The organism is Rothia sp. BD8 (assembly GCF_044878465.1).
GTDB lineage: Bacteria > Actinomycetota > Actinomycetes > Actinomycetales > Micrococcaceae > Rothia > Rothia kristinae.
The window spans coordinates 44,541-69,520 of sequence record NZ_JANJES010000010.1; the positions used below are offsets into that span (position 1 = coordinate 44,541).

Annotated in this window: 21 protein-coding genes; 16 read left to right on the forward strand and 5 right to left on the reverse strand. The window is 72.4% G+C overall.

The genetic code is table 11. The features are described 5' to 3' along the window. Positions 1-15: 15 nt before the first annotated feature. A complete protein-coding gene (locus NQ707_RS08615; protein ID WP_133566117.1) occupies positions 16-582 on the forward strand; it encodes an HIT domain-containing protein in 567 nt (188 codons plus the stop codon). 13 nt (positions 583-595) lie between these two features. Here the strand turns inward: NQ707_RS08615 and NQ707_RS08620 are convergent, their stop codons facing one another. From NQ707_RS08620 to NQ707_RS08630, 3 genes are all read right to left on the reverse strand, one after another. Beyond that, positions 596-1,201 (reverse strand): TIGR00730 family Rossman fold protein, encoded by a 606-nt coding sequence (locus NQ707_RS08620; protein ID WP_133566116.1) that lies wholly within the window; start codon positions 1,199-1,201, stop codon positions 596-598. Positions 1,202-1,332: 131 nt separating this feature from the next. Beyond that, entirely contained in the window at positions 1,333-2,454 is a 1,122-nt protein-coding gene (locus NQ707_RS08625) for a hypothetical protein (protein WP_166637380.1), read from the reverse strand. Further along, positions 2,447-4,588, reverse strand: a complete 2,142-nt coding sequence (locus tag NQ707_RS08630; protein WP_224799478.1) for a M3 family metallopeptidase — start codon at positions 4,586-4,588, stop codon at positions 2,447-2,449. Before NQ707_RS08630 ends, NQ707_RS08625 begins: the two co-directional genes overlap by 8 nt. Positions 4,589-4,632: 44 nt before the next feature. Here NQ707_RS08630 and NQ707_RS08635 point away from each other — a divergent pair, with 44 nt between their 5' ends. From NQ707_RS08635 to NQ707_RS08680, 10 genes are all read left to right on the forward strand, one after another. Continuing rightward, positions 4,633-5,934 (forward strand): MurT ligase domain-containing protein, encoded by a 1,302-nt coding sequence (locus NQ707_RS08635; protein WP_404435466.1) that lies wholly within the window; start codon positions 4,633-4,635, stop codon positions 5,932-5,934. A 2-nt stretch (positions 5,935-5,936) separates the two neighbouring features. After that, complete coding sequence (locus NQ707_RS08640) at positions 5,937-6,710, forward strand: type 1 glutamine amidotransferase (protein ID WP_224799480.1); 774 nt, start codon at positions 5,937-5,939, stop codon at positions 6,708-6,710. A 132-nt stretch (positions 6,711-6,842) separates the two neighbouring features. Continuing rightward, positions 6,843-7,604: a YebC/PmpR family DNA-binding transcriptional regulator gene (locus NQ707_RS08645; protein ID WP_058731447.1), complete on the forward strand. Its 762-nt coding sequence runs from the start codon at positions 6,843-6,845 to the stop codon at positions 7,602-7,604. Then, complete coding sequence (locus tag NQ707_RS08650) at positions 7,594-8,250, forward strand: crossover junction endodeoxyribonuclease RuvC (RefSeq protein WP_058731446.1); 657 nt, start codon at positions 7,594-7,596, stop codon at positions 8,248-8,250. The genes NQ707_RS08645 and NQ707_RS08650 overlap by 11 nt, the downstream gene beginning before the upstream one ends. A 56-nt stretch (positions 8,251-8,306) precedes the next feature. Continuing rightward, a complete protein-coding gene (gene ruvA / locus NQ707_RS08655; protein ID WP_404435469.1) occupies positions 8,307-8,924 on the forward strand; it encodes a Holliday junction branch migration protein RuvA in 618 nt (205 codons plus the stop codon). A 91-nt stretch (positions 8,925-9,015) separates the two neighbouring features. Further along, a complete protein-coding gene (gene ruvB, locus NQ707_RS08660) occupies positions 9,016-10,050 on the forward strand; it encodes a Holliday junction branch migration DNA helicase RuvB (protein ID WP_404435471.1) in 1,035 nt (344 codons plus the stop codon). A 112-nt stretch (positions 10,051-10,162) separates the two neighbouring features. After that, the gene (yajC, locus tag NQ707_RS08665; RefSeq protein WP_075513846.1) at positions 10,163-10,657 is read left to right on the forward strand and encodes a preprotein translocase subunit YajC; all 495 of its coding nucleotides are present in this window, start codon (positions 10,163-10,165) and stop codon (positions 10,655-10,657) included. A 91-nt stretch (positions 10,658-10,748) separates the two neighbouring features. Then, a complete protein-coding gene (gene secD, locus NQ707_RS08670; RefSeq protein WP_404435473.1) occupies positions 10,749-12,569 on the forward strand; it encodes a protein translocase subunit SecD in 1,821 nt (606 codons plus the stop codon). Then, entirely contained in the window at positions 12,562-13,701 is a 1,140-nt protein-coding gene (gene secF / locus NQ707_RS08675; RefSeq protein ID WP_404435475.1) for a protein translocase subunit SecF, read from the forward strand. The genes secD and secF overlap by 8 nt, the downstream gene beginning before the upstream one ends. A 121-nt stretch (positions 13,702-13,822) precedes the next feature. Next, a complete protein-coding gene (locus NQ707_RS08680) occupies positions 13,823-16,123 on the forward strand; it encodes a bifunctional (p)ppGpp synthetase/guanosine-3',5'-bis(diphosphate) 3'-pyrophosphohydrolase (protein WP_196826012.1) in 2,301 nt (766 codons plus the stop codon). On the opposite strand, the gene NQ707_RS08685 is transcribed toward NQ707_RS08680, so the two are convergent. Then, positions 16,092-16,814, reverse strand: a complete 723-nt coding sequence (locus tag NQ707_RS08685) for a hypothetical protein (RefSeq protein WP_058743458.1) — start codon at positions 16,812-16,814, stop codon at positions 16,092-16,094. The genes NQ707_RS08680 and NQ707_RS08685 overlap by 32 nt on opposite strands. Before the next feature lie 75 nt (positions 16,815-16,889). Then, on the reverse strand, positions 16,890-18,374 hold the full coding sequence (locus NQ707_RS08690) for a DUF349 domain-containing protein (RefSeq protein WP_404435477.1): 1,485 nt from the start codon (positions 18,372-18,374) through the stop codon (positions 16,890-16,892). A gap of 156 nt (positions 18,375-18,530) precedes the next feature. On the opposite strand from NQ707_RS08690, the gene hisS reads away from it, so the two are divergent. From hisS to rpsD, 5 genes are all read left to right on the forward strand, one after another. Next, positions 18,531-19,889, forward strand: a complete 1,359-nt coding sequence (gene hisS / locus NQ707_RS08695) for a histidine--tRNA ligase (protein ID WP_129357531.1) — start codon at positions 18,531-18,533, stop codon at positions 19,887-19,889. A gap of 137 nt (positions 19,890-20,026) precedes the next feature. Further along, positions 20,027-21,796 (forward strand): aspartate--tRNA ligase, encoded by a 1,770-nt coding sequence (gene aspS / locus NQ707_RS08700; protein WP_064725362.1) that lies wholly within the window; start codon positions 20,027-20,029, stop codon positions 21,794-21,796. Between the two features lie 124 nt (positions 21,797-21,920). Then, positions 21,921-22,373, forward strand: coding sequence for a D-aminoacyl-tRNA deacylase (dtd, locus tag NQ707_RS08705; RefSeq protein ID WP_064725361.1), 453 nt, complete (start codon positions 21,921-21,923; stop codon positions 22,371-22,373). 25 nt (positions 22,374-22,398) lie between these two features. Continuing rightward, positions 22,399-23,931: a replication-associated recombination protein A gene (locus tag NQ707_RS08710; protein WP_404435480.1), complete on the forward strand. Its 1,533-nt coding sequence runs from the start codon at positions 22,399-22,401 to the stop codon at positions 23,929-23,931. 260 nt (positions 23,932-24,191) lie between these two features. Then, on the forward strand, positions 24,192-24,833 hold the full coding sequence (gene rpsD / locus NQ707_RS08715) for a 30S ribosomal protein S4 (protein WP_058731434.1): 642 nt from the start codon (positions 24,192-24,194) through the stop codon (positions 24,831-24,833). Positions 24,834-24,980: the final 147 nt, after the last annotated feature.

Here is a 24,980-nt window from a genome sequence, read left to right on the forward strand (position 1 = left end):
GCTAGTCTGGGAGCCATGAGCCAGCCGCAGGACACGGACCAGATCACCGACGACTTCCAGCTGCCCGGCGTGCCGGACGCCTTCCAGCGGCTGTGGACCCCGCACCGTCGGGCCTACGTCTCCGGCGGGCAGCAGGACTACGACGAGCACACCTGCCCCTTCTGCGCCGCCCCCACCCGCAAGGATGAGGACTCGCTGATCGTGCACCGCGGCAAGCACGCCTTCGTCGTGCTGAACCTCTACCCGTACAACCCCGGGCACGTGCTGGTCTGCCCGTACCGGCACATCGCCGACTACGACGAGGCCACCGAGCAGGAGACCGCGGAGATCGCCCGGTTCACCCAGATCATCATGGGCGTGCTGCGCGAGCAGTCCCACGCCGCCGGGTTCAACATCGGGATGAACCAGGGCAAGATCGGGGGAGCGGGGATCGCCGCGCACCTGCACCAGCACATCGTGCCCCGTTGGAGCGGGGACACCAACTTCCTGCCGATCGTCGCCGGCACCAAGACCGTCACCCAGACCCTCGCCGAGATCCGCGAGCTGCTGGCCGGGGCCTGGCCCGCCGACGACGACGCCTGAACCGGGCCTTGCCTCAGCGCCCCCACTTCGGTGCGGCCGGACGCCAGGCCCGCAGCTTGCCCAGCAGCTCCTCCGGCTCGCTCGCCACGATCAGCCGATTCCGGAAGGACTCCCGGATGAACCCGCGGGCCACCATCTCATCCAGCATCGCCAGCATCGGGGACCAGAAGCCGCCGACGTCGTAGACCGCCACCGGCTTGCGGTGGAAGCCCAGCTGCTGCCAGGTCCACATCTCGAACAGCTCCTCCAGGGTCCCGGCCCCGCCGGGCAGGGCCACGAAGGCGTCCCCGAGTTCGTTCATCCGCTGCTTGCGCCGGTGCATATCCGGGACGATCTCCAGGGCATCCAGCCCCTCGTGGGCGATCTCCCCGCGCACCAGACCCTCCGGGATGACCCCGCGCACCTGGCCGCCGGCCGAGCGGGCGGCATCGGCCACCACGCCCATCAGTCCCACGTTCCCGCCGCCGTAGACCACCCCGAGGCCCTCCCGCGCCAGGTGCTCGGCCAGGCGGCGGGCCTCGCGGGCGAAGGCCGAGTCATCACCCAGGGCTGAGCCGGTGAAGATCGTGATGGCCGACAGGGCCGGGGCGTCGGGATCGTCGTGCTGCTCGGTGCTCATGCGCTCATGCTAACCACCGCCCCGCCCGACCGAGCCGCCCGGAAGGGTGGGCCGGGGTGAAGAACGGGTGAACATCCCGCGGGGAGCGCGTCACCCCCAGAGGGCGGTGCCGCACCCGGCGGGTCGTGCGGTCACCGCCGGAGCACGACCTCGCGGTGCTTGAACTCCGCGGTGCTGACCAGCGCGGGCGCCTCACCGACGGCGCGGGAGAGGGCCAGGAACGGGCCCGCCGCCCCCAGCAGCTCGCCTCCAGATGATTCGATCTCAGGTACAGATTGATCGGCGAAACCTTTGACCTGTTGCAGAGGTTGAGTGGTGTCCCTGTCTAGCGCGGCGTAGATCCGCGCCATCACGGGGGACGGTTCCCACGCCTGATGGACGAGCTCCACGCCGTCCAGGGAGGATCCCACCTCCGGGGGCGCGTACCCCGCTGCTCCGGAGACACCGCTCGAGACTTCGCCGGACACACCGCCCGGAACGGCCTCAGCGGTACTGTCCGACGCCGCGCCCGCCGTCGGGCCCTGTGCAGCGCCCCAGTCGGCCAGCAGCCGCCGGGCAGCCCGCACCGCACTGTCGTGCGCGGCGTCGAGCTCCTCCGCCGGCCGCGGGGCGGCCCACGCCCGGTGCTTGGTCCGCACCTGCTTGAACTGGGTCAGCCCCAGCTCGCTCCCCACGGCGTCCTCCACTCGGCGCACCAGGATCCCGTCTGGGGCCAGCGCGATCCAGGTGGCCCGGGCCGCCGCCTGCTGATCCAGGCGGGTCACCTGGGAGCGCTCATGGGCCGTGCCCACCTTGGAGGCGGCATCCGGGAAGGTCGCGATGTACAGCCAGTGCGGACGGCTCACATAAGCCAGCGCGGCGTCGGTCAGCCGTGCCCCGCGGTGCACCCGGTGCAGGGGCCGGAAGCGGTCCAGGTGCCGACACAGCCCGCACTGCTGGCCGCTGCGGATGCGCTGGTGCTTCGGGCAGGCCACCGTGCGGAACCGCGCCGTGCCCTGCTCATCGACCTCGGCGTGGGCGAAGCCGGCGCACCAGCGCGGCTCGACGCCGTCGGGCACGGGCAGGGCCCGCACCAGCGGGGCGTCCCCGAGGTCCAGCCGGGTCCGCAGCACCGTCCCGCACGGCACGCCGTCCTCCACGGGCTCGACGGCGACCACCGGCTTCCGCTCCCGCCAGGACAGATCCCGCCATACCACCGGGGCACCGTCCAGATCCCGGATGAGCGCGGACCAGGAGGATACGGCCTCACTCATCGGCGCCGGTCCCCTCGGCACCTTCTCCTGCGGCACCATCCCGCTCGGCGTCGTCGTCCACCAGCCCGCGACGGCGCAGCAGCGGTCCGATCTGCGGGTCCCGGCCGAGCAGGTCACGGAAGGACTGCGCCGGATCCTGCTCGGAGCCGCGGGCCAGCAGCCGGTCCCGGAACACCTGCCCGTTCTCCCGGCGCAGCCCGCCGCGGGCGCGGAACCAGTCCACGGTCTCCGCGTCCATCATCTCGGAGAAGATGTACGAGTAGTACCCGGCCGAATAGCCGCCCTCGAAGATGTGCTTGAACATCCCGGTCGCATACCGCGGGGCCACCGGAAGATCCGCCAGCCCGTACCGGGCCAGCACCTCCCGCTCGAACTCCCGCACCTGCTGCGGAGTCTCCAGCGGCTCGGCGTCGGTGCCGCGGGTGTGCCAGGCCATGTCCAGCAGGGCAGCCCCCAGGTACTCCACGGTGCGGAAGCCCTCACCCCACCGGGCCGCCTCCTGCAGGGCGCGTGCGGCCTCGGTCGGCAGCGGCTCGCCCGTCTCGTGGTGGCGGGCGTAGTGGGGCAGCACTTCCGGGTGGAACATCCACATCTCGTTGACCTGCGACGGGTACTCCACGAAATCCCGGGGCACGTTGGTCCCGGCCGCGGTGGGCCAGACCACCGTGCTCAGCAGGGAGTGCAGGGCGTGGCCGAACTCGTGGAACATCGTGCGCACGTTGTCCGCGCTGAGCAGCTTCTCCTCGCCCTGCCCGGGACGGGTGAAGTTCAGGGTGTTCATCACCACCGGGGTCTGGCCGACCCGGGCGTCCCGGGGCACGATCTCGTGCATCCACGCCCCACCCTGCTTGGTGGGTCGGGCCCACGGATCCAGGCCGAACAGCCCCAGCAGGCGGTCCTGCTCATCGCGGACCTCCCAGAAGCGCACCTCCGGGTGGTATCCGGGCAGCTGCGGGCGGGCCGTGAACTGCACCCCGTACAGCCGCGAGGCGGCCGCGAACACGCCGTCGACCAGGGTCCGCTCGAAGGAGAAATATGGGCGCAGCGCCTGGGCATCCACGGCGTAGCGCTCCCGGGCCACCCGCTCCAGCAGCACCGGGACATCCCAGGGCTGGATCTGCCCGGGCTCGACGCCGGCGACCTCCGCCATCACCGCAAGCTCCCGCTGGAACGCCGCCCGGGCCCGCGGGGCCAGCTCCTCGAGCATCCCCAGCGCCCGCTGCGGGGTCCCGGCCACGGAGCGGCGCAGCTGCAGCTCGGCGTGGGTGCGGGCCCCGAACAGCTCGGCCCGGCGGGCCCGCAGCTCAGCGATCCGCGCCGCCGTCGTCAGCAGCTCCGGAGTGCCCGCGGCCCCCTCGTCCCGGGCTTCGCCCCGCCCCCGGTTCACCGAATCCCGCCACAGCCGACGCCGCGTGTCCCGGTCCTGCAGCGAGGACAGCACCGACGGCACCGCGAACAGGTCCTGCACCAGCAGGTAGCTTCCCGGGTGCCCGGCCAGCTGCGCCGCTTCGGCGGCCTGGCGCACCCGATCCTCGGGCAGACCGGCCAGCTGCCTCTCGTCCTCCAGCAGCAGGCCCGCCTGCTCAGCCCCGGCCAGCAGCCCGGCGCCGAACCGGGCGGACAGCTGCGCCAGCTCCTGCTCGATCCGCGCCACCTCGTCCCGGGCGGTCTCCTCGAGGAAGGCCCCGCGGTCCTCGAAGTCCTCGCGCCAGCGCCGCAGCACATGCCGCCGCACCGGATCCAGCCCCTCCTCCTCGACGGCGGCCAGCCGCCGGGCCAGGCGGGGATCCCGGGCGGAGGCCGCCTCATGCTCGGCCAGGGGGCCGGCCCAGCGGCGGTGCAGCTCGAGGACCTCCTCGGTGCCCATCGCACTGATGAAGGTGTGGAAGATCCCGGTGACCCGGGCAAACTGCGCGGCCGCCGTCTCCAGCGGCTCGATCACCGTGGCGAAATCCGCCGGGGCGGGATCTGCGGCGATCCGCTCCCAGGCATCCCGCTGCGCGGCCATCCCGGACCGCAGCAGCTCCTCCAGATCCTCCGGGCCGACCCCGGACAGGTCCGGCAGACCGCCGGGCAGCTCGGACGGGGACAGCAGGGTCGAGGGCGCGGGGGGCTCAGGGGTCACAGGAGTCATGGACCACACCCTAGCGGCTCACCCGCACCCGGCCTCTCGGTAGGATGGTCCCCATGCCTCACCCCCTGCGACCTCGAACCCTCACGCGACTTCTCGGGCAGGGCATCCGCGCCGCCTCCCGCCTGCGCGGCGGCGGCTCCGCCTTCCCCGGGCTGTTCATGGAGAAGGCCGACCCCGGCTTCGTCGCCCGCGAGCTGGCTCGGCTGCCCCACGGCGTCGTCGTGATCTCCGGGACCAACGGCAAGACCACCACCACCAAGATGACCGTGCAGCTGCTGGAATCCCAGGGGCTGCGGGTGTTCACCAACCGCACCGGCTCCAACTTCGTGCGCGGGGTCGCCGCGGCCCTGCTCGGGGAGATGGACCTGCGCGGGCGCCTGGAGGCGGACATCGCCGTGCTGGAGCTGGACGAGGCCCACGCGGTGCACTTCGTGCGGGCCGTGAAGCCCCGCCACGCCCTGCTGCTCAACGTCATGCGCGACCAGCTGGACCGCTTCGGGGAGATCGACACGACCCGCAAGATGCTCACCCAGGTCGTCCAGGCCACCACCGAGTCCGTGGTCCTCAACCGGGAGGACCCCCGGATCCGGCGCATCGCCGCGGACCTGACCCCCGGCACCCGCGCCGTCTACTACGGCCTGTCCGAGCAGCTGCGCTCCCGCTTCCCCTCGGATGATGAGATGCGGGACAAGACCCCGGCCCACCAGGCCGCGGACCTGCCCGAGGCCGACGTCGTGCTGGAGACCTTCGAGGGCACCCGCAGCGTCCTGTCCATCGGCGGACGCGAGGTCACCGCGCAGATCACCCTCTACGGCATCTACAACATCTACAACGCCGCCGGCGCCCTGGCCCTGACCCGCCAGATCATGGGGGACCGGACCGACGAAGCCGCGCTGCTGCGCGCCCTGTCCGAGGTCACCCCGGCCTTCGGGCGCGGGGAGTCCGTCCGCATCGGGGACAGCACCCTGCAGCTGCTGCTGGTGAAGAACCCCGCCGGGTTCCGCCTCTCCCTGGCCTCGGCCACCGGTGCGGATTGGGCCACGATGATCACCATCAACGACGAATACGCCGACGGCCGCGACGTCTCCTGGCTGTGGGACGTGGACTTCGACGTCCTGCGCGAGAGCGGGGTGGACGTCGTGGGCGGAACCCGCGCCTGGGACATGGCCCTGCGCCTGGAGCACGACGACGTCCCCGTGCGCGAGGTGCACCCCGAGCTGTCCGAGGCCCTGCGCGCCTTCCTCGACGGGGCCGGGGACCGCCCGATGCGCGTGTTCTGCACCTACACCTCCATGCTCGCGCTGCGCCGCGAACTGGGGAGGATCACCGACGTGGAGGAGATCTGACGATGACCCAGCGCAGCGCGCCCGCCGCGCAGACCCACCAGCCCGACGACGCCGCGGCCAAGGGCCACCTGCGGATCCTGCAGCTGTACCCCCGGGACATGAACATCTACGGGGACTGGGGCAACGTGCTCTCCCTGTCCCGCCGCGCCCAGAAGCACGGCTACACCACCGAGATCATCGACTACAACCCCGAGGACCGGTTCCCCGAGGACGTGGACATCGTCATCGGCGGCGGCGGCCAGGACTCCGGGCAGTCCGTGATCCAGGAGGATCTGCACGCCATCGCCCCCCGGCTGCGCCGGATGGCCGAGAACGGCGTGCCCATGCTGGTGATCTGCGGGCTCTACCAGCTGTTCGGCCACGAATTCACCACCGTGGACGGGCAGGTCCTGGAGGGCATCGGGATCTTCGACGCCCGCACCGTGGGGGGCAGGCAGCGGCTGATCGGCAACATCGTCCTGGACACCCCGGAGTTCGGGCAGGTCGTCGGCTACGAGAACCACTCCGGACTGACCTACCTCGGCCAGGACGTCCAGCCCCTGGGCACCGTGACCCTGGGACAGGGCAACAACCTCGACGACGCCGGGGAGGGCGCCCGGGTGCACCACGTCATCGGCTCCTACCTGCACGGCTCCCTCCTGCCGAAGAACCCCCGGATCACCGACTACCTGATCGGCCAAGCCGCCCGGCGCCGCTGCGGCTCCTTCGACCCCGAGCCGATCGACGACACCCTGGCCGAGCGCGCCCGCGAGGTCGCCGCCTCCCGGCCCCGCTGAGCACCCGGTCCGGCCTCGCCTCGGCCCGGGGCTGGACAGGCGCACTAGACTGGAGGAAGCCGTGCCCGCGGGTCCGCGCCCACCGGCGCGCCCGCGGCACCCCGACGATCCCCGACGCACGAAGGAGACCCCGTGTCCGGTCACTCCAAATGGGCCACCACCAAGCACAAGAAGGCCGCGATCGACGCCAAGCGCGCCAAGGCCTTCGCCAAGTACATCAAGGGCATCGAGGTCGCCGCGCGCATGGGCGGGGCCGACGTCGCCGGCAACCCGGCCCTGGACCTGGCCGTGTCCAAGGCCAAGAAGAACTCCGTGCCCAACGACAACATCGACCGCGCGATCAAGCGCGGCGCCGGGCTGACCGGCGAGGTCGTGGACTACTCCGAGATCCTCTACGAGGCCCGCGGCCCCCAGGGCTCGGCTCTGTACATCGAGTGCCTGACCGACAACAAGAACCGCGCCGCCGCGGACGTGCGCACCGCGGTGACCCGCTCCGGTGGCACCATGGCCGATCCCGGCTCCGTGTCCTTCATGTTCGAGCGCAAGGGCGTGGCCGAGGTGGCCAAGAAGGACGGGCTGACCGAGGACGACGTCCTGATGGCCGTGCTCGACGCCGGGGCCGATGAGGTCAAGGAGGAGGACGAGGTCTTCGAGGTCATCTCCGAGGCCTCCGACCTGCCCGAGATCCGCAAGGCCCTGGACGCCGCCGAGCTGGAGTACAACAACGACGACCCGCAGTTCCGGCCCACCATGACCGTGGACCTGGACGCCGACGGGGCGAAGAAGTTCCTCAAGCTCGCCGACGCGATCGAGGCGCTGGACGACGTGCAGAACGTCTACTCCAACGTGGAGATCTCCCCGGAGGTCATGGCCCAGCTCGAGGATGCCGAGTAGCACCCGATCCCTGCGCATCCTCGGGGTGGACCCGGGGCTGACCCGCTGCGGGTTCGGCGTCGTGGACATGGACGCCACCCGGAAGGCGAGCCTCGTGCGGGTGGGGGTGGCCGGGACCCAAGCCGCCGACTCCCTGGACGCCCGGGTGCTGCACATCCAGGAGCACGCCCTGGCCTGGATGCGCGAGCTGCGCCCGGACGTCATGGCCATCGAGCGGGTCTTCGCCCAGGAATCCGTGAACACGGTCATCGGCACGGCCCACGCCTCCGGGGTGGTCATCGCCGCGGCCGCCTCCCTCGGCATCCCCGTGGCCTGGCACACCCCCTCCGAGGCCAAAGCCGCGGTGACCGGCGACGGCCGGGCGGACAAGGCCTCGGTCGGGCGGATGGTGACCCGCATCCTGGGCCTGGAGGCCATGCCGCGCCCGGCCGACGCCGCTGACGCGCTAGCCTTGGCGATCTGCCACGGCTGGCGCTCCGGCGGGCTGGGCACCGGCTACGACATGACCGCGGGCGTGCAGACCCACCAGGGCTCGATCCCCGCCCGGGCGACCCGCACCGGGCTGACCCCGGCCCAGCGCGCCTGGCGGGAGGCCGAGCGCTCCGGGCGCCGCGGCGCAGGATCCGGCGGGGTCGGCCGCCGCTGAGCCCTCGGCCGACGCCGAGGCTGGGATTCGCAGATGTGTTCGAATAGGATGGGTCCATGATCTCCACGCTGTCCGGAACCGTGGCCCACGTGGGCCTGCACGAGGCCGTCCTCGAGGTGGGCGGCGTCGGCCTGCTCGTGGCCGCGACCCCGGCCACCCTCGCCGGCCTGAAGGTGGGGGAGACGGCCCGGGTGCAGACCCACCTGGTGGTCCGGGAGGACTCTCTGACCCTGTTCGCCTTCCGCACCGCGGAGGAGCGGGAGGTGTTCACCACGATGCTCGGGGTCTCCGGAATCGGCCCGCGCATCGCCTTGGCCGTGCTGGCCGTGCACTCACCGGCCGACGTCGCCCGCTCGGTGGCCGCCGGAGACGACAAGGCCTTCTCCCAGGTCCCCGGCATCGGCCCCAAGGGCGCCCGGCGGATCGTGCTGGAGCTGGCCGGCAAGCTCGTGCTGCCCGAGGAGGAGCCCGCCCTGCAGGGCGGGACCGGCTCCGCCGACGGGCCCGCCTGGGCCCCGCAGGTCACCGAGGCGCTGATCGGGCTGGGCTGGTCGGAGAAGGACGCCGCGACCGCCGTGGACGGCTATGTGCGCACCGACCCGCAGGCGGCGGACCTGACGGTGCCGGCCGCGCTGAAGGCCGTGCTCGCCGGACTCGGCGCGGCCCGCCGCTGACCCACCGCCACCCAGAGCCCTGCCGCCGCGAGGTGCGGCGCAGGATCGACCACGCGGCGGACCCGCCGGCCCGCCAGGAGGAGCACCCCGCATGAGCCAGCAGCCAGCAACCGGCGGCCCGGCGCCGCACGAGCGCCTCGTGGACGCCCAGGCCGAACCCGAGGACCAGGCCATCGAGGCGGCCCTGCGCCCGCGCACCCTGGACGACTTCGTGGGCCAGCAGCGGGTGCGCGAGCAGCTGTCCCTGGTGCTGCGGGCCTCCAAGCTGCGCGGGCGCAGCGCGGACCACGTCCTGCTCTCCGGCCCGCCGGGGCTGGGCAAGACCACCCTGTCGATGATCATCGCCGAGGAGATGGGCGCCCCGCTGCGCATCAGCTCCGGCCCGGCGATCCAGCACTCCGGGGACCTCGCCGCGATCCTGTCCTCCCTGACCCCCGGGGAGGTGCTGTTCCTGGATGAGATCCACCGGATGTCCCGCCCGGCCGAGGAGATGCTCTACATGGCCATGGAGGACTTCCGGGTGGACGTCGTCGTCGGCAAGGGCGCCGGGGCCACCTCCATCCCGCTGGAGCTGCCCGCCTTCACCCTGGTCGGGGCAACCACCAGGGCCGGGCTGCTGCCGGGGCCGCTGCGGGATCGCTTCGGCTTCACCGGGCACCTGGAGTTCTACGCCGTGGAGGAGCTGGAGCTGGTGCTGCGCCGCTCCGCAGGCCTGCTGGATCTGGACATCTCCGCGGAGGGCTACCGGGAGATCGCCTCCCGCTCCCGGGGCACCCCGCGCATCGCCAACCGCCTGCTGCGCCGGGTCCGGGACTGGGCCTTGGTGCACGACGTCGCCCGGATCGACGCCCGCGCCGCCGGGGCCGCCCTGGACATGTACGAGGTGGACGCCCGGGGGCTGGACCGGCTGGACCGCTCCGTGCTGCAGGCCCTGGTGGGCACCTTCGGCGGGGGACCGGTGGGCCTGTCCACCCTGGCCATCGCCGTGGGGGAGGAGACCGAGACCGTGGAGACCGTCGCGGAGCCCTACCTGGTGCGCGAGGGTCTGATGGGCCGCTCCCCGCGCGGACGCATCGCGCTGCCGGCGGCCTGGGAGCACCTGGGCCTGCCCCGCCCCGAGCAGTGAGCCGACCCCCGGCCGCGACCCCGCGGGAGGGGACGCATTCGGTGGGCACCCAGGCGCGTCCTCTAGGATGGGCGGGACCGTCCACCACCTCCCCGATTCATCGAAGGAAAACATGCACCTGTTCGCTGACCCGTCCGCCGGCACCCTGCAAGCAGCCGAGGGAGGTGCCGCGGGAGGCAACCTGATGTTCCTGCTCATCGCGGTCGTGTTCATCGTGCTCTTCCTGGTGCTGCCGGCCCGCCGGCAGAAGAAGATGCGCCAGGAGATGCAGCGCAAGCAGGAGGCCATGGGCCCGGGCACCCCCGTGATGACCCAGTTCGGCCTCTACGGCACCATCGCCTCCGTGGACCGCGACAACGCCACCGCGATGCTCGAGGTCTCCCCGGGCACCACCGTGAAGGTGCACCTGCAGACCGTGACCACCATCCTCGATGAGAACGGCAACGTGCCGGGCTCCCCGCAGGCCGCGGCCGCCGGGGCCCGCCCCGAACAGGAGGTCACCGGGCAGAACGACGCCGAGGGCACCGGGCAGCAGCAGGTCCGCGGCGGCACCACCGTCAACGGCGAGACCGTCGACCCCGAGGACCCGCGCGGCACCGACCGCTGACCCGCCTCACCCCCTCCCACCCCGCCAGGTGCCGGATGACCGCCTCCGCGCGGCCCGGCACCTGCGCATGAGCACTTCAGGACCTCCCTCCATGGCACGGAAGAACCGCACGGCCGGGGCGCGTCGCGCCCTGATCCTGCTGACCGCGATCATCGCGATCATGATCGGGGCGATCGGGCTGAGCACCGCCAAGTTCGGCGGCAGCTGGACCCCCAAGCTCGCCCTGGACCTCTCCGGCGGCACCCAGATGATCCTCTCCCCGGAATCCACCGACGGCGGGAGCATCTCCTCCGATCAGCTGGACCAGGCCGTGGAGATCATCCGCCAGCGCGTGGACGGGGCCGGGGTCTCCGAAGCCGAGGTCACCACCCAGTCCGGGCGCAACGTCGTCGTGTCCATGCCCGGCGTGCCGGATCAGCAGACCCGCGATCTCATCCAGGCCTCCGCGCAGATGTCCTTCCGCGCGGTGCTGGCCTCCGCGGACGGCAAGCCCGTGCCCGAGGGGCAGCGCACCGACTACGCCAAGCTCAAGGAGCCCACCGAGAAGCCCAAGAACGGCTCCGACCAGAACTGGATCACCCCGGCGCTGCAGAAGGAGTACGAGCTGAAGGACTGCTCGGCGAAGTCCTCCCAGCAGGGTCAGCGGCAGCTGCCCGCGGACCGCGCCGTCGTCGCCTGCTCGGCCGACGGGACGCAGAAGTACATCCTCGGGCCCGTGGAGCTGAAGGGTCAGGACATCAAGGACGCCTCCTTCTCCCAGGTCACCGCCGGCAACGGCATGACCACCACCGGGCAGTGGGGCGTGGACATCACCTTCGACGACGCCGCGAAGAGCACCTTCAAGGACGTCACCACCCGGCTGTACCAGATCTACGGCCAGGACCCGAACAACCCCCGCGCCTCCTTCGCGATCATGCTCGACGACGAGGTGCTCTCCGCCCCGCGCGCCGAAGCCGTGATCGCCGACGGGCAGGCGCAGATCACCGGCAACTTCACCGAGGAGACCGCGAAGAACCTCGCCGAGCAGCTGAAGTACGGGGCCCTGCCCATCAGCTTCCACATCGAATCCGAGCAGCAGATCTCCGCGACCCTGGGCACCGACCAGCTGGAGATGGGCATCATCGCCGGGCTGATCGGCCTGGCCCTGGTCTGCGTGTACTCCCTGTTCCAGTACCGCCTGCTCGGCTTCGTGACCATCGCCTCCCTCGTGGTGGCCGGGGTGATCTCCTTCGCCGCGATCATCCTGCTCGGCTGGGGCATCAACTACCGGCTGTCCCTGGCCGGGGTGGCCGGGCTGATCGTGTCCATCGGGCAGACCGCGGACTCGTTCATCGTCTACTTCGAGCGCATCCGCGACGGCCTGCGCGACGGGCGCAGCGTGCCCTCCGCGGTGGACCACGGCTGGCTGCGGGCCCGACGCACCGTGCTGGCCTCCAAGGGCGTGAACCTGCTGGCCGCCGTCGTGCTGTACTTCGTGGCCGTGGGCAACGTCCGCGGCTTCGCCTTCGCCCTGGGCCTGACCGCGATCGCGGACCTCATGGTGATCTTCTGGTTCACCCACCCGGTCATGGTGCTGCTCTCGCGCACCCGCTACTTCGGGCAGGGCCGCAAGCACTCCGGGCTGGACGCCGAGGCCCTGGGCGCGGTGCCGCTGTACCGCGGGGCCGGGCGACTGCGGGACCCGCAGGACGCCCCGCGGCATCGGCGCCGGAGGAAGGGCGCCGCCTCGGAGGAGCCGGCGGCACCGATGACCATCGCCGAGCGGCGTCGAGCCGAGGCGCGCGCGGCCGAGGACGCGCCGGCGCAGGACGCGCAGGATGAGCAGGACGCGGCGGGCGAGAGCCCCCGCACCGAGCAGACCCCGGGCGCCGGGACCGACGCCGAGGACACGGAAGGAGCCCGCCGTGGCTAGATTCGCCGAGTTCGGCAGCAACCTCTACACCGGGAAGACCTCCATCCCCTTCGTGCCGAAGCGGCGCCTCTGGCTGGGCATCGCCGCGGCCCTGGTGGTCATCTCCCTGCTCATCCCCGTGCTCGGCGGCGGGCTGAAATTCGGCATCGACTTCCGCGGCGGCTCCGAGTTCACGGTCTCGGACGTTGCGAACACCGACGTGAAGATCGGGGAGCAGGCCGTGGCGGACAACGCACAGGCCGAGCACACCGAGGTCACCAACATCGCCCCGGGCACCATCCGGGTCCAGACGGACCAGCTGGATGACGCCCAGACCCTCGCCGTGAAGCAGGCCCTGAAGGACGCCTACCACGTGACCGACGACGAGGTGACCTCCTCCTTCGTCGGACCGTCTTGGGGCGCCGGGGTCACCCGTCAGGCCACCTGGGGGCTGATCGTCTTCGTCGCCCTGGCCACCGTGGGCATGGCCCTGTACTTCCGGACGGTGAAGATGTCCCTGTCCGCGATCGCGGGGCTGCTGTTCACCGTGATCACCACGCTCGGGGTCTACGCCGCGTGCGGCTTCGAGATCACCCCCTCGGCGATCATCGGCTTCCTCACGATCCTCTCGTACTCCCTCTACGACTCCGTGGTGGTCTTCGACAAGATCCGCGAGAACACCCAGGGCTGGCAGACCAACCGGCGGCGCACCTTCGCCGAGGAGGTCAACCTGGCCGTTAACCAGACGCTGGTGCGCTCCATCAACACCTCCGTCGTCGGGATCCTGCCGGTCGGCTCGATCCTGTTCATCGGGGCGTTCCTGTTGGGGGCCGGGACCCTGCAGGACCTGTCCCTGTCCCTGTTCATCGGCATCATCATGGGCACCCTCGGGACGCTGTTCGTCTCCGCCCCGCTCTACGCGGTGCTGCGCGGGCACGAGGCCGGGATCCGCGACCAGACCGCCGCGGTGCTCACGGCCCGTGAGAACGGGCAGGACCCCGAGGAGGAGGCTCAGCCGGAGGCGTCCGAGGGCACCGGCAGCGGGTCCCACCGCGCCGGGGACCCGGAGACGGGGGAGGAGGAGCAGGCGCTGCCGGTGCCGCGCTTCGAGCCGCAGGCCAAGGGTCGGCCCGACAACGGCGCCGTCGTCTGAGCGGGCTTCCGCGGCCGACTACACTAGGTCCATCACACAGACGGGACCCGCCGCAGGCGGGCGCGAGGAGGCCGATGTGAGCACACAGCACGACGGCGAGGGCCACGGGACCCACCGGGTCATGTCCGCGTCCGCGCGCACCCCGGTGCGCCGATCCTTCCCGACCCTGAAGAAGCTCGAACCGGGGGCCGGCACCCTGACCAGCCAGCTGCCGGCCATCTCCCCGGTGCTCGTGCCCCTGCTGCGCACCGTGATGCAGCACAATCCGCAGGAGGACATCGGGCGCATCGAGAAGGCCTTCAAGGTCGCGGACCGGTGCCACACCGGGCAGAAGCGCAAGTCCGGGGACCCGTACATCACCCACCCGGTCGCGGTCACGACGATCCTCGCCGAGCTCGGGGCCTCCGGGGCCACGCTGATCGCGGGGCTGCTGCACGACACCGTGGAGGACACGGACTACACCCTGGAGCAGCTGACCGAGGACTTCGGGGCGGAGGTCGCCGAGCTGGTGGACGGGGTGACCAAGCTGGACAAGGTCACCTACGGCGAGCACGCCCAGGCGGAGACCGTGCGCAAGATGGTCATCGCCATGGCCAAGGACATCCGGGTGCTGGTCATCAAGCTCGCGGACCGGCTGCACAACGCGCGGACCTGGCGCTTCGTCTCCCCGGAGTCCGCGGCCAAGAAGGCCAAGGAGACCCTGGAGATCTTCGCCCCGCTGGCCCATCGCCTCGGCATCAACACCATCAAGTGGGAGCTGGAGGACCTCTCCTTCGCGGCCCTGGAGCCGCGGATCTACGACGAGATCGTGCGCATGGTGGGGGACCGGACCCCCCAGCGGGAGAAGCAGCTGCAGCAGATCCGCACCGGGGTGATCGAGGAGCTCGAGGCCGCCGGCATCGACTGCCAGGTCACCGGGCGGCCCAAGCACTACTACTCCATCTACCAGAAGATGATCCTGCGGGACAAGGAATTCGACGAGATCTACGATCTGCTGGCGATCCGCGTCCTGGTGGACAGCGTGCGGGACTGCTACGCCGCCCTCGGGGTGGTGCACGAGAAGTGGAAGCCCCTGCCCGGGCGCTTCAAGGACTACATCGCCGTGCCGAAGTTCAACACCTACCAGTCCCTGCACACCGCGGTGATCGGGCCCAGCGGACGCGCCGTGGAGGTGCAGATCCGCACCCACGACATGCACCAGAAGGCCGAATACGGCATCGCGGCGCACTGGAAGTACAAGGCCGCCGCCCGCGGGGAGGCCACGGGCCGCGATGCCCGCACGGAGGAGTCCGCCGAGGGCATGAAGTGGCTGCAGTCGCTGATGTCCTGGCAGTCCGAGACCCAGGACTCCTCCGAGTTCCTGGACTCCCTGCGCTACGAGGTCAACGCCCAGGAGGTCTTCGTCTTCACCCCCGCCGGGGACGTGCTCTCCCTGCCGGCCGGCTCCACCCCCGTGGACTTCGCCTACGCGATCCACACGCAGGTGGGGGACCACACCATCGGCGCGCGGGTCAACGGCAAGCTCGTGCCGCTGTCCTCCAAGCTGCAGCACGGGGACCGGGTGGAGGTGCTGACCACCAAGGCTGAGGACGCCGGACCCAGCGAGGACTGGCTGAAGTTCGTCGCCAGCCCCCGGGCCCGCACCAAGATCCGCCACTACCTGACCAAGGAGCGCCGCGAGGGGGCGATCGAGAAGGGCAAGGACAACCTGACCCGCTCGATGCGCCGGCACAGCCTGCCCCTGCAGAAGCTGCTGACCTCCCAGCTTCTGGTCTCGGTGGCCGAGGAGCACGGCAAGTCCGACGTCGCGGCCCTGTACGAAGCGGTCGGCGAGGGGCAGATCAAGGCCCAGGACGTCATCGACCGCCTGGTGGACCTGCTGGGCGGGCGCGCGGGCACCGAGGAGGACCTCGCCGAGGAGACCTCCATCACCACCCGCTCCCGCCCGCAATTCGGGGACTCCGGGGTGATCGTGGAGGGCGCGGACAACGTGTTCACCAAACTCGCCCGCTGCTGCACCCCGGTGCCCCCGGACGAGATCATCGGGATCGTGACCCGGGGCAAGGGCATCTCCGTGCACCGGGTGGACTGCCCGAACATGCGGGGAGCCCAGGACGACCCGCGGCGGATCGCCGTGCGCTGGGCGCCGACCTCCTCCTCGGTGTTCCTCGTGGAGATCCAGGTGGAGGCCCTGGACCGGCGCTCCCTGCTCTCGGACGTCACCCGGGTGCTCTCCGAGTCCCAGGTCAACATCCTCTCCGCGACGGTGCACACCAACGTCTCCCGGCTGGCGATCTCCCGCTTCGCCTTCGAGATGGGGGACCCCCGCTACCTGGACCACGTGCTCACCGCGGTGCGCAACATCGACGGCGTCTACGACGTCTACCGCATCACCGGCTCCCGCCCCGCGCCGGACCAGTGATCACGGACCGATGAGTCCGGTTCGGTGATCCCGGCTCCGTGATCTCCGGCGCGGCGTCGGATCGGGCGGCGTCGGGCGGGGGCAGCGCGCCTGCGACCTCCCGCAGGGTCGCCAGGGCCCGGTCCCTCGCGCTGAGCCGGGGCTGGGCCCGCAGCGCCACCGCGATCGCCTCGGGGCTGACCCGCAGGCGCGGGTGCAGCATCAGGGTGGCCAGCGCCGAGCGCGCCGCGGGGCTCAGGGGACCCCGGGTCAGGTCCACCGCGGTGCGCAGCGGCGTGCTCACCCGCACGGGGCCGATGCGCTGATCCTCGTAGCGGGTGTGCCGCAGGTACCGCCGCTGCACGTGCAGCAGCTCCAGCGGGTGCAGGCGCCGGGCCCCGCGGGCCGCCGCGATCTCCAGGGTGCGCGGGGCCGCGGCCGCGCCGTGCACCCACGCGGCGGACAGCCCGCAGATGACCGCCTGCTCCCGTGTCCCCGGGCGCAGGTGCAGCCCCGCCGCCCAGGCACGCAGCAGCGGATCCGGGCAACGGGGGCTCCACAGGCCCGGCATGAGGGGGTGAAGCAGCCCCCGGGCGTCCAGGGCGGAGGCCTCCCCGGGGCTCAGATCCACCCCCTCGCACAGCAGCTGGCGGGGAGGCAGCAGCCCGGAGATCATCCAGAGGCGTCGGGGGTCCATGACGGTGGCGCTCATGCCACCATCGAACACGCCGTCGCGGCCCGCCCGCTGCCTCGGACCGGCCCCCTGTGGATAACGGGGCCGGTGCGGCTACCGGTCGGCGGCCTCCAGCTGCGCCAGCCAGGCCCGACGGGTTTCCAAGGCCTCCCGGGCCTGGCGGGCCCGGCGCTCGTCCCCGGCCTGCTCGGCCTCGGCCAGGGCGCGCTCCTCCTGCGCGATGGTCTCGCGCAGCTGACCCAGCATGGAATCGGCCCGGGCCCGGGTCTCCGGGTCCGAGCGCTCCCACTCGCGCTGCTCGGCCTCGGCCACGGCGTTCTGCACCTTCTGCAGCTCGGATTCGATGCGCCGGAAGTCCGTGCGCGGGACCATCCCGGTCTCGTCCCAGGCCTCCAGAATCGGGGCGAGCTGCGCCTTGGCCCGCTCCGGGTCCTGCACGGGCAGCACCGCCCGCGCCCGCTGAAGCAGCTCCTCCTTGACCCGCAGGTTCTCCCGGAACTCCTGCTCGGTCTGCTCGTTTGCGGCGGTGCGGGCGGCGAAGAACACGTCCTGGGCGGCCCGGAAGCGGGCCCACAGGGCGTCGTCCTCCCGGCGGGCCGCGCGCGGGGCCTGCTTCCACCGCTGCATCAGCTCCCGGTACCGCCCGGAGGTCTCGCCCCAGTCGGTGGACCCCTGCAGGGCCTCCGCCTCCGCGATCAGCCCCTCCTTGATGCGCACGGCCTGGGCGTTGCGCTGATCGAGGTCGGAGAAGTGCTCCTTGCGCATCCGCTCGAACCCGGAGCGGGCGGCCCGGAAGCGGGCCCACAGGGCGTCATCCTGCGCCTTGGGCAGCCGCTGGGTGCGCTGGGCCTGCTTCCAGGCGTCGAACAGCTGGTTCAGCCGGGTGCTGGAATCCTTCCAGTGCAGGGTCTGCGGATCCTGGGCGGCCACCTCCTCGGCCGCGGCGACGATCCGCTCCCGCTCGGCCACGGCCTCCTCCCGGGCCCGCTGGGCGGTCTCCCGCTGCTCGGCCTCCAGGGCATCGATGCGCGTGTGCAGCTCCTCCAGCCGCGCGTCCAGGGCGGCGAGATCCCCGACGGTGCGCCGGGCCGCGGCCTGCTCGCGCAGGGTCGCCAGGGCGCGGCGGGCCTCCTGGGCGCCGGCCCCGCGCTGCACCCGCCCCTCCAGCAGGGCGATCTGGGCCAGCAGCTCCAGGTGCTTGCGGGCGAAGTAGCGCAGCGCCTCCTCGGGTCCGGCCTCCGGGTAGGCGCCCACCGGCACCTCCTCGCCGGCCACCACGACGACGACCTGCCCGTCCTCGCGGACCCTGCCGTGGGAGGCGGCCTCGGCCAGGGCCGCGGGATCCTCGGTGGAGGGCGCGTGCACCGGGGTCGTGGCGGCGGGGCGGGCACCCGGCGTCGCCGCGGGCCGCGGGGCGGGACCGCGACGCAGGGCCGAGGGCTTCGGCGCGGCCGGCTTCGGCGCAGCGGGTTTCGGAGCGGTGGACTCCGACGCAGAAGCGTTCGGCGCGGAGGAGTCGGGGGCCGCGGCGTCGCGCGGTGCGGAGGCGGGCTGCGAGTGATCATCGGTGGGGCGCATCCCTCCAATATATCTGTCGCGTGCATCACGCGGAGAATCCTCGAGGCCCCGTGACGGGTCCGGCGCCGTCGTGCCCGGTGCGCGCCGGCGGTACAGTGGTGGGGCGCGCGGCCCATCCGCGCGGTGTCGACCCCGAACCCCGTGGAGGAGAGGCCCATGGCCCGCAAGGCGTCCCTGTCAGGTTTCCCGGAGCTGCTGCCGGAGGAGCGGGTGGTGGAGAACCACGTGCTGGACACCCTGCGCCGGACCTTCGAGCTGCACGGCTTCTCCAACATCGAGACCCGCTCGATGGAGACCCAGGAGCAGCTGCTGCGCAAGGGCGAGATCGACAAGGAGGTCTACGCCGTCTCCCGGCTGCAGGAGGACGGACCCGCCCCGGAGCGCCGGGCCAAGGACCGCCTGGCCCTGCACTTCGACCTGACCGTGCCCTTCGCCCGCTACGTCGTGGAGAACGCCGGGCACCTGGACTTCCCCTTCCAGCGCTACCAGATCCAGAAGTCCTGGCGCGGGGAGCGGCCCCAGGAGGGCCGGTACCGGGAGTTCACCCAGGCCGATGTGGACGTCGTCGGCGACGGCGCCCTGCCCTTCCGCTACGACGTCGAGCTCGCCCTGGTCATCGTGGACGCCCTGTCCGCCCTGCCGCTGCCGGCCTTCCGGATGCGGGCCAACAACCGCAAGCTCTCCGAGGGCTTCTACCGCGGCATCGGGCTCACCGACACCGCCGGGGTGCTGCGCAGCATCGACAAGCTGGACAAGATCGGCCCGGAAGCCGTCGGGAACCTGCTGCGCGAGGAGCTCGGGGCCACCGAGGAGCAGGTCGGCAAGGCCCTGGCCCTGGCGGAGATCACCGCGGAGGATCTGTCCTTCGTGGACCGGGTGCGGGCCCTGGGCGTGCAGGACCCGCTGCTGGAGGAGGGCCTGGCGGAGCTGGCCGAGGTCATCGGCCAGGCCGCCAAGCGCGCCCCGGGCCAGGTCACCGCGGACCTGTCCATCGCCCGCGGGCTGGACTACTACACCGGCACCGTCTACGAGACCGTGCTGGTCGGACACGAGGAGCTCGGCTCCATCTGCTCCGGCGGGCGCTACGAATCCCTGGCCTCGGACGGCAAGCGCACCTTCCCCGGCGTCGGGCTGTCCATCGGGGTCACCCGCCTGGTGGCCCGCATCCTCTCCCAGCACCTGGCCGCGGCCAGCCGCAAGGTCCCCACCGCGGTCTACGTGGCGCTGACCGACGAGGACACCTGGTCCGCGGCGCAGGACGTCGCCCAGCAGCTGCGCGCCCGCGGAATCCCCACCGAGGTCTCCGCGCAGGCGGCGAAGTTCGGCAAGCAGATCCGCCACGCCGACCGCCGCGGCATCCCCTACGTCTGGTTCACCGGCAGCGACGAGCAGGGGAACCCGACCCACGAGGTCAAGGACATCCGCTCCGGCGAGCAGGTGCCGGCCGATCCCGCGACCTGGATGCCCCCGGCCACGGACCTCGCCCCCCAGGTCACCGCCCCCGCCGCAGACTGAGCCGAGCGCTGCCCCTCCCGGGCGGGGCGTGAGCCCGCGCGATAGACTCGATCACCAGAACCCGCCGTCCCGTACGCCGTCCCCCTCGGGGCCGGCGCGCGGTCCGGCACGCACCCCACCGAAAGGCCGTAACCCCCGTGCTGCGCACCCACACCCTCGGCGAGCTGACCGCCGAGAACATCGGAGAGACCGTGACCCTGGCCGGCTGGGTCGCCCGACGCCGCGACCACGGCGGGGTGGCCTTCGTGGACCTGCGGGACCGCACCGGCATCACCCAGTGCGTCTTCCACGACGAGGCCGACTTCGACGCGCTGCGCAACGAGTACGTCCTGCAGGTCACCGGCACCGTGCGCGCCCGCCCGGAGGGCAACGAGAACCCGAACCTGGTGACCGGGCAGATCGAGGTGGAGGCGGCCTCCACCGAGGTGCTCAACACCGCGGCCCCCCTGCCCTTCCAGATCGACGAGCACGTGGAGGTCGGCGAGGAGGCCCGGCTGCGCCACCGCTACCTGGACCTGCGCCGCCCGGAGCCGGCGAAGATCATGCGGCTGCGCTCCGAGGCCAACCGCACCGCCCGCGAGCTGCTGCACGAGGACGGCTACGTGGAGGTGGAGACCCCCACGATGACCCGCTCCACCCCGGAGGGCGCCCGCGACTTCGTCGTCCCGGCCCGCCTGGCCCCGGGCTCCTGGTACGCCCTGCCGCAGTCCCCGCAGCTGTTCAAGCAGCTGCTGCAGGTCGGCGGGATCGAGAAGTACTACCAGATCGCCCGCTGTTACCGGGACGAGGACTTCCGGGCGGACCGCCAGCCCGAGTTCACCCAGCTGGACATCGAGGCCTCCTTCGTGGAGGAGGACGACGTCATCGACCTCGGGGAGCGCATCGTCGCGGCCCTGTGGAAGCTGATCGACGTCGAGGTGCCCCGCCCCATCCGCCGGATGACCTACGCCGAAGCCATGGAGAAGTACGGCTCGGACAAGCCGGACCTGCGCTTCGGCCTGGAGCTGACCGAGCTGACCGAGTACTTCCAGGACACCACCTTCCGCGTGTTCAAGGCCCCGTACGTGGGGGCCGTGGTCATGCCGGGCGGGGCCTCCCAGCCGCGGCGCACCCTGGACGCCTGGCAGGAGTGGGCCAAGCAGCACGGGGCCAAGGGCCTGGCGTACGTGCTGGTCCAGGAGGACGGCACCCTGACCGGCCCGGTGGCCAAGAACATCACCGACGCCGAGCGCGAGGGCCTGGCCGCCGCGACCGGTGCCGAGCCCGGGGACTGCATCTTCTTCGCCGCGGGCGAGGCCAAGGCCTCCCGCGCCCTGCTGGGCGCGGCCCGCGTGGAGATCGGGCACCGCACCGGGCTGATCAAGGACGGCGACTGGGCCTTCGTGTGGGTCGTGGACGCCCCGCTGTTCGAGCCGGCCGCCGACGCCGAGGAGTCCGGCGACGTCGCCCTGGGCCACTCCGCGTGGACTGCAGTGCACCACGCCTTCACCTCGCCCAAGCCGGAGTTCCTGGACACCTTCGACCAGGACCCGGGTGCGGCCCTGGCCTACGCCTACGACATCGTGTGCAACGGCAACGAGATCGGCGGCGGCTCCATCCGCATCCACCGCCGGGACGTGCAGGAGCGGGTCTTCCAGGTCATGGGCATCTCCGAGGAGGAGGCGCAGGAGAAGTTCGGCTTCCTGCTGGAGGCCTTCAAGTACGGCGCGCCCCCGCACGGCGGCATCGCCTTCGGGTGGGATCGCGTGGTGGCCCTGCTGGCCGGCACGGACTCCATCCGCGAGGTCATCGCCTTCCCGAAGACCGGCAACGGCTACGACCCGCTGACCGCGGCCCCCGCCCCGATCACCGCGCAGCAGCGCAAGGAGACCGGGGTGGACGCGAAGCCGGAGCCGGCGAAGGACTGACCGACGTCGGCGAACCCGCCGAGACCGCACATCATGGCCGAGACCGCGCCCGACGGGTGCGGTCTCGGCCGTTTCGTGCGGTCTCGGCGGAGGTGAGCTCGGCGCCGTCGGCTACGGTGGGACCATGCGCATCGTCCTGCAGAGAGTCAGCACCGCCGAAGTCACGGTCGTCCCCGAGGACGGGGGAGAGCCCGAGGTCGTGGGCGCGATCGAGGGCCCGGGCCTGCTGGCCCTGGTGGGCGTGACCCACGGGGACGGACCCGACGAGGCCGCCAAGCTCGCGGAGAAGACCTGGCGCCTGCGGCTGCTGGACGGGGAGCGCTCCTGCGCGGACCTGGACGCCCCGATCCTGGCCGTCAGCCAGTTCACCCTCTACGGGGACGCCCGGAAGGGCCGGCGCCCCTCCTGGTCCGCGGCCGCCCCCGGGCCCGCCTCCGAGCCGATCGTCGACGCCTACGTGCAGGCCCTGCGGGATCTCGGGGCTACCGTGGCCACCGGGCGCTTCGGCGCGCACATGCGGGTCCAGCTGACCAACGACGGGCCGGTCACCCTCATCCTGGACACCGCGGACCTGTGACCGGCGGGAAGGCCGAGCCCTCACCATGACCCAGTCCCTGTTCGGCGACGACGACGCCGCGACCGCCCCCGCCCGCGGGTGTACCGGACGCGGCGGATCCCGCACGCCCGCCCCCGGCCCGGCGAACGGCCGGTCCGCCGGCGCCCGCAGCCCGCTGGCGGTGCGGATGCGCCCGCGCACCGTCGAGGAGATCGTGGGGCAGGCCCATGCTCTGAAGCCCGGCTCCCCGCTGCGGGTGCTCGCCGGGGAGGACGCCGGCCCGGCCGGACCCAGCTCCGTGATCCTGTGGGGCCCGCCCGGCACCGGCAAGACCACCATCGCCCACGTCATCGCCCGCGGTTCCGGGAGGAAGTTCGTGGAGCTGTCCGCGATCACCGCCGGGGTCAAGGATGTGCGCGCGGTGATGGAGCAGGCCCTGGATGACCGGGACCTGCACGGCATCACCACCGTGCTGTTCCTGGATGAGATCCACCGCTTCACCAAGGCCCAGCAGGATGCCCTGCTGCCCGGGGTGGAGAACCGCTGGGTGGTGCTGGTGGCCGCGACCACCGAGAACCCGAGCTTCTCGGTGATCTCCCCGCTGCTCTCCCGCTCCCTGCTGGTCACCCTCACCCCGCTGGAGGACGCGGACATCGCCGCGCTGATCGACCGGGCCGTCGCCGATCCGCGCGGGCTCAACGGGACCGTGACGCTGGAGGAGGAGGCCCGGGATCACCTGGTGCAGCTGGCCTCCGGGGACGCCCGGCGGGCCCTGACCACCCTAGAGGCCGCCGCGGCCGTCGCCTTCGGCCACGCCGAGGCCGCACACGACCGGGCCGAACCGGTCGGCGAGGAGGCCGGGGACGAGGCCGCGGAGGCGACGCAGCCGGGGGCCGAACCCGCCGCCGTGGTGGTCACGGCGGCGCACGCCGAGGAGGCCACGGACCGGGCCGCGCTGCGCTACGACCGGGCGGGGGATCAGCACTACGACGTCATCAGCGCGTTCATCAAGTCCATCCGCGGCTCGGATCCGGACGCCGCCCTGCACTACCTGGCCCGGATGATCGAGGCGGGGGAGGACCCGCGGTTCATCGCCCGGCGCATCGTGGTCCACGCCAGCGAGGACATCGGCATGGCCGATCCCACCGCGCTGCAGACCGCGGTGGCCGCCGCCCAGGCGGTGCAGCTGATCGGGCTGCCCGAGGCCCGGATCAACCTCGCCCAGGCCGTGATCCACCTGGCCACCGCCCCGAAGTCCAACGCCGTCATCCGGGCGATCGACGCCGCGCAGGCCGACGTGCGCGCCGGGCGCTCCGGCGTCGTGCCCCCGCACCTGCGCGATGCCCACTACGGCGGGGCCGCCGCCCACGGACACGGAAAGGGGTACGTCTACCCGCACGACGTGCCCCACGCCGTGGCCCCCCAGCAGTACCTGCCGGACACCCTGCGCGACGCCCAGTACTACCGGCCCACTGAGTACGGGGCGGAGCGGACCGTGAAGCGGCGACTGGGGATCCTGCGCGACATCCTGCGCGGCCGCCGACCCCGAGCGGGCGGGGACGCGGGCGGGACGCCGTGACCAGAGGCACCCTCGCCCGGTCGGCCCGGTGACCTGACAGCCCGGCCCGCGTGCCGTAGAGTGGGGCGCTGTCTGGCACGCCGTGGACGAAACGCATCCCGACCCCCGGGATGATCACCGACCGCGGTGGCAGCAAGGGTAGCGGCTGACCCGCGCTCTCCGCCGCGCAAAACCGTGCGCGGATCCCGGAGGCCAGTTGACACCAGAACAAATGGGGCGGGCTCCCGCTGAGCCCGCGCCAACCGCATGAAAGGCAATCCTTGGCTACTACCACCAAGACCAAGCGGGCGCGCAACCTCGTCCGCAAGTCCCGCGCCCTCGGGATCCCGCTGACCCCGAAGGCCGAGAAGTACTTCGAGCGCCGCCCCTACGGCCCCGGCCAGCACGGGCGCGCCCGTCGTCGGCAAGACTCCGACTACGCCGTGCGTCTGCGCGAGAAGCAGCGTCTGCGCGCGCAGTACAACATCCGCGAGGCGCAGATGCGCCGCGCCTACGCCGAGGCCAAGCGCACCGAGGGCCAGACCGGTGAGAACCTGGTCGAGCAGCTCGAGACCCGCCTGGATGCCCTGGTGCTGCGCTCCGGCTTCGCCCGGACCATCACCCAGGCCCGCCAGATGGTCGTGCACCGTCACATCATGGTCGACGGTGTGCGCGTGGACCGCCCCTCCTTCCGCGTGAAGCCGGGCCAGCTGATCCACGTGCACCCGCGCTCGGAGAAGATGGACCCCTTCCAGGTGGCCGCCACCGGCGCCAACCAGGACGTGCTGCCCCCGACCCCGCCGTACCTGAACGTCGAGATCGACAAGCTGCACGCCAAGCTCGAGCGCGCCCCCAAGCGCCCCGAGATCCCCGTCACCTGCGAGGAGCAGCTGGTGGTCGAGTACTACGCCCGCATGGCGTAGCCCGATCCCCACGGGAGACGGGCCCCCCCCCCCCCCCCCGGGCGGGGCCGGCCCCGGGCCCCCCCCGGGCGCGGGGCCGGGGGGGGCGGGGGGGCGGGGGGGTAACGAGGGGGGGGAAGGGGGCCGGGGGGGGGCGGCGCCCGGGGC

Bases quoted from the DNA above. Each gene is read 5' to 3' on its own strand.
- dtd (WP_064725361.1), top strand. From the start codon at position 21,921: ATGCGCATCGTCCTGCAGAGAGTCAGCACCGCCGAAGTCACGGTCGTC.
- NQ707_RS08650 (WP_058731446.1), top strand. From the start codon at position 7,594: ATGCCGAGTAGCACCCGATCCCTGCGCATCCTCGGGGTGGACCCGGGG.
- NQ707_RS08685 (WP_058743458.1), bottom strand. From the start codon at position 16,814: ATGAGCGCCACCGTCATGGACCCCCGACGCCTCTGGATGATCTCCGGG.
- NQ707_RS08640 (WP_224799480.1), top strand. From the start codon at position 5,937: ATGACCCAGCGCAGCGCGCCCGCCGCGCAGACCCACCAGCCCGACGAC.
- ruvB (WP_404435471.1), top strand. From the start codon at position 9,016: ATGAGCCAGCAGCCAGCAACCGGCGGCCCGGCGCCGCACGAGCGCCTC.
- NQ707_RS08635 (WP_404435466.1), top strand. From the start codon at position 4,633: ATGGTCCCCATGCCTCACCCCCTGCGACCTCGAACCCTCACGCGACTT.
- NQ707_RS08630 (WP_224799478.1), bottom strand. From the start codon at position 4,588: ATGACTCCTGTGACCCCTGAGCCCCCCGCGCCCTCGACCCTGCTGTCC.
- hisS (WP_129357531.1), top strand. From the start codon at position 18,531: ATGGCCCGCAAGGCGTCCCTGTCAGGTTTCCCGGAGCTGCTGCCGGAG.
- NQ707_RS08680 (WP_196826012.1), top strand. From the start codon at position 13,823: ATGTCCGCGTCCGCGCGCACCCCGGTGCGCCGATCCTTCCCGACCCTG.
- NQ707_RS08710 (WP_404435480.1), top strand. From the start codon at position 22,399: ATGACCCAGTCCCTGTTCGGCGACGACGACGCCGCGACCGCCCCCGCC.
- NQ707_RS08615 (WP_133566117.1), top strand. From the start codon at position 16: ATGAGCCAGCCGCAGGACACGGACCAGATCACCGACGACTTCCAGCTG.
- yajC (WP_075513846.1), top strand. From the start codon at position 10,163: ATGCACCTGTTCGCTGACCCGTCCGCCGGCACCCTGCAAGCAGCCGAG.
- NQ707_RS08620 (WP_133566116.1), bottom strand. From the start codon at position 1,201: ATGAGCACCGAGCAGCACGACGATCCCGACGCCCCGGCCCTGTCGGCC.
- NQ707_RS08690 (WP_404435477.1), bottom strand. From the start codon at position 18,374: ATGCGCCCCACCGATGATCACTCGCAGCCCGCCTCCGCACCGCGCGAC.
- secD (WP_404435473.1), top strand. From the start codon at position 10,749: ATGGCACGGAAGAACCGCACGGCCGGGGCGCGTCGCGCCCTGATCCTG.
- ruvA (WP_404435469.1), top strand. From the start codon at position 8,307: ATGATCTCCACGCTGTCCGGAACCGTGGCCCACGTGGGCCTGCACGAG.
- NQ707_RS08625 (WP_166637380.1), bottom strand. From the start codon at position 2,454: ATGAGTGAGGCCGTATCCTCCTGGTCCGCGCTCATCCGGGATCTGGAC.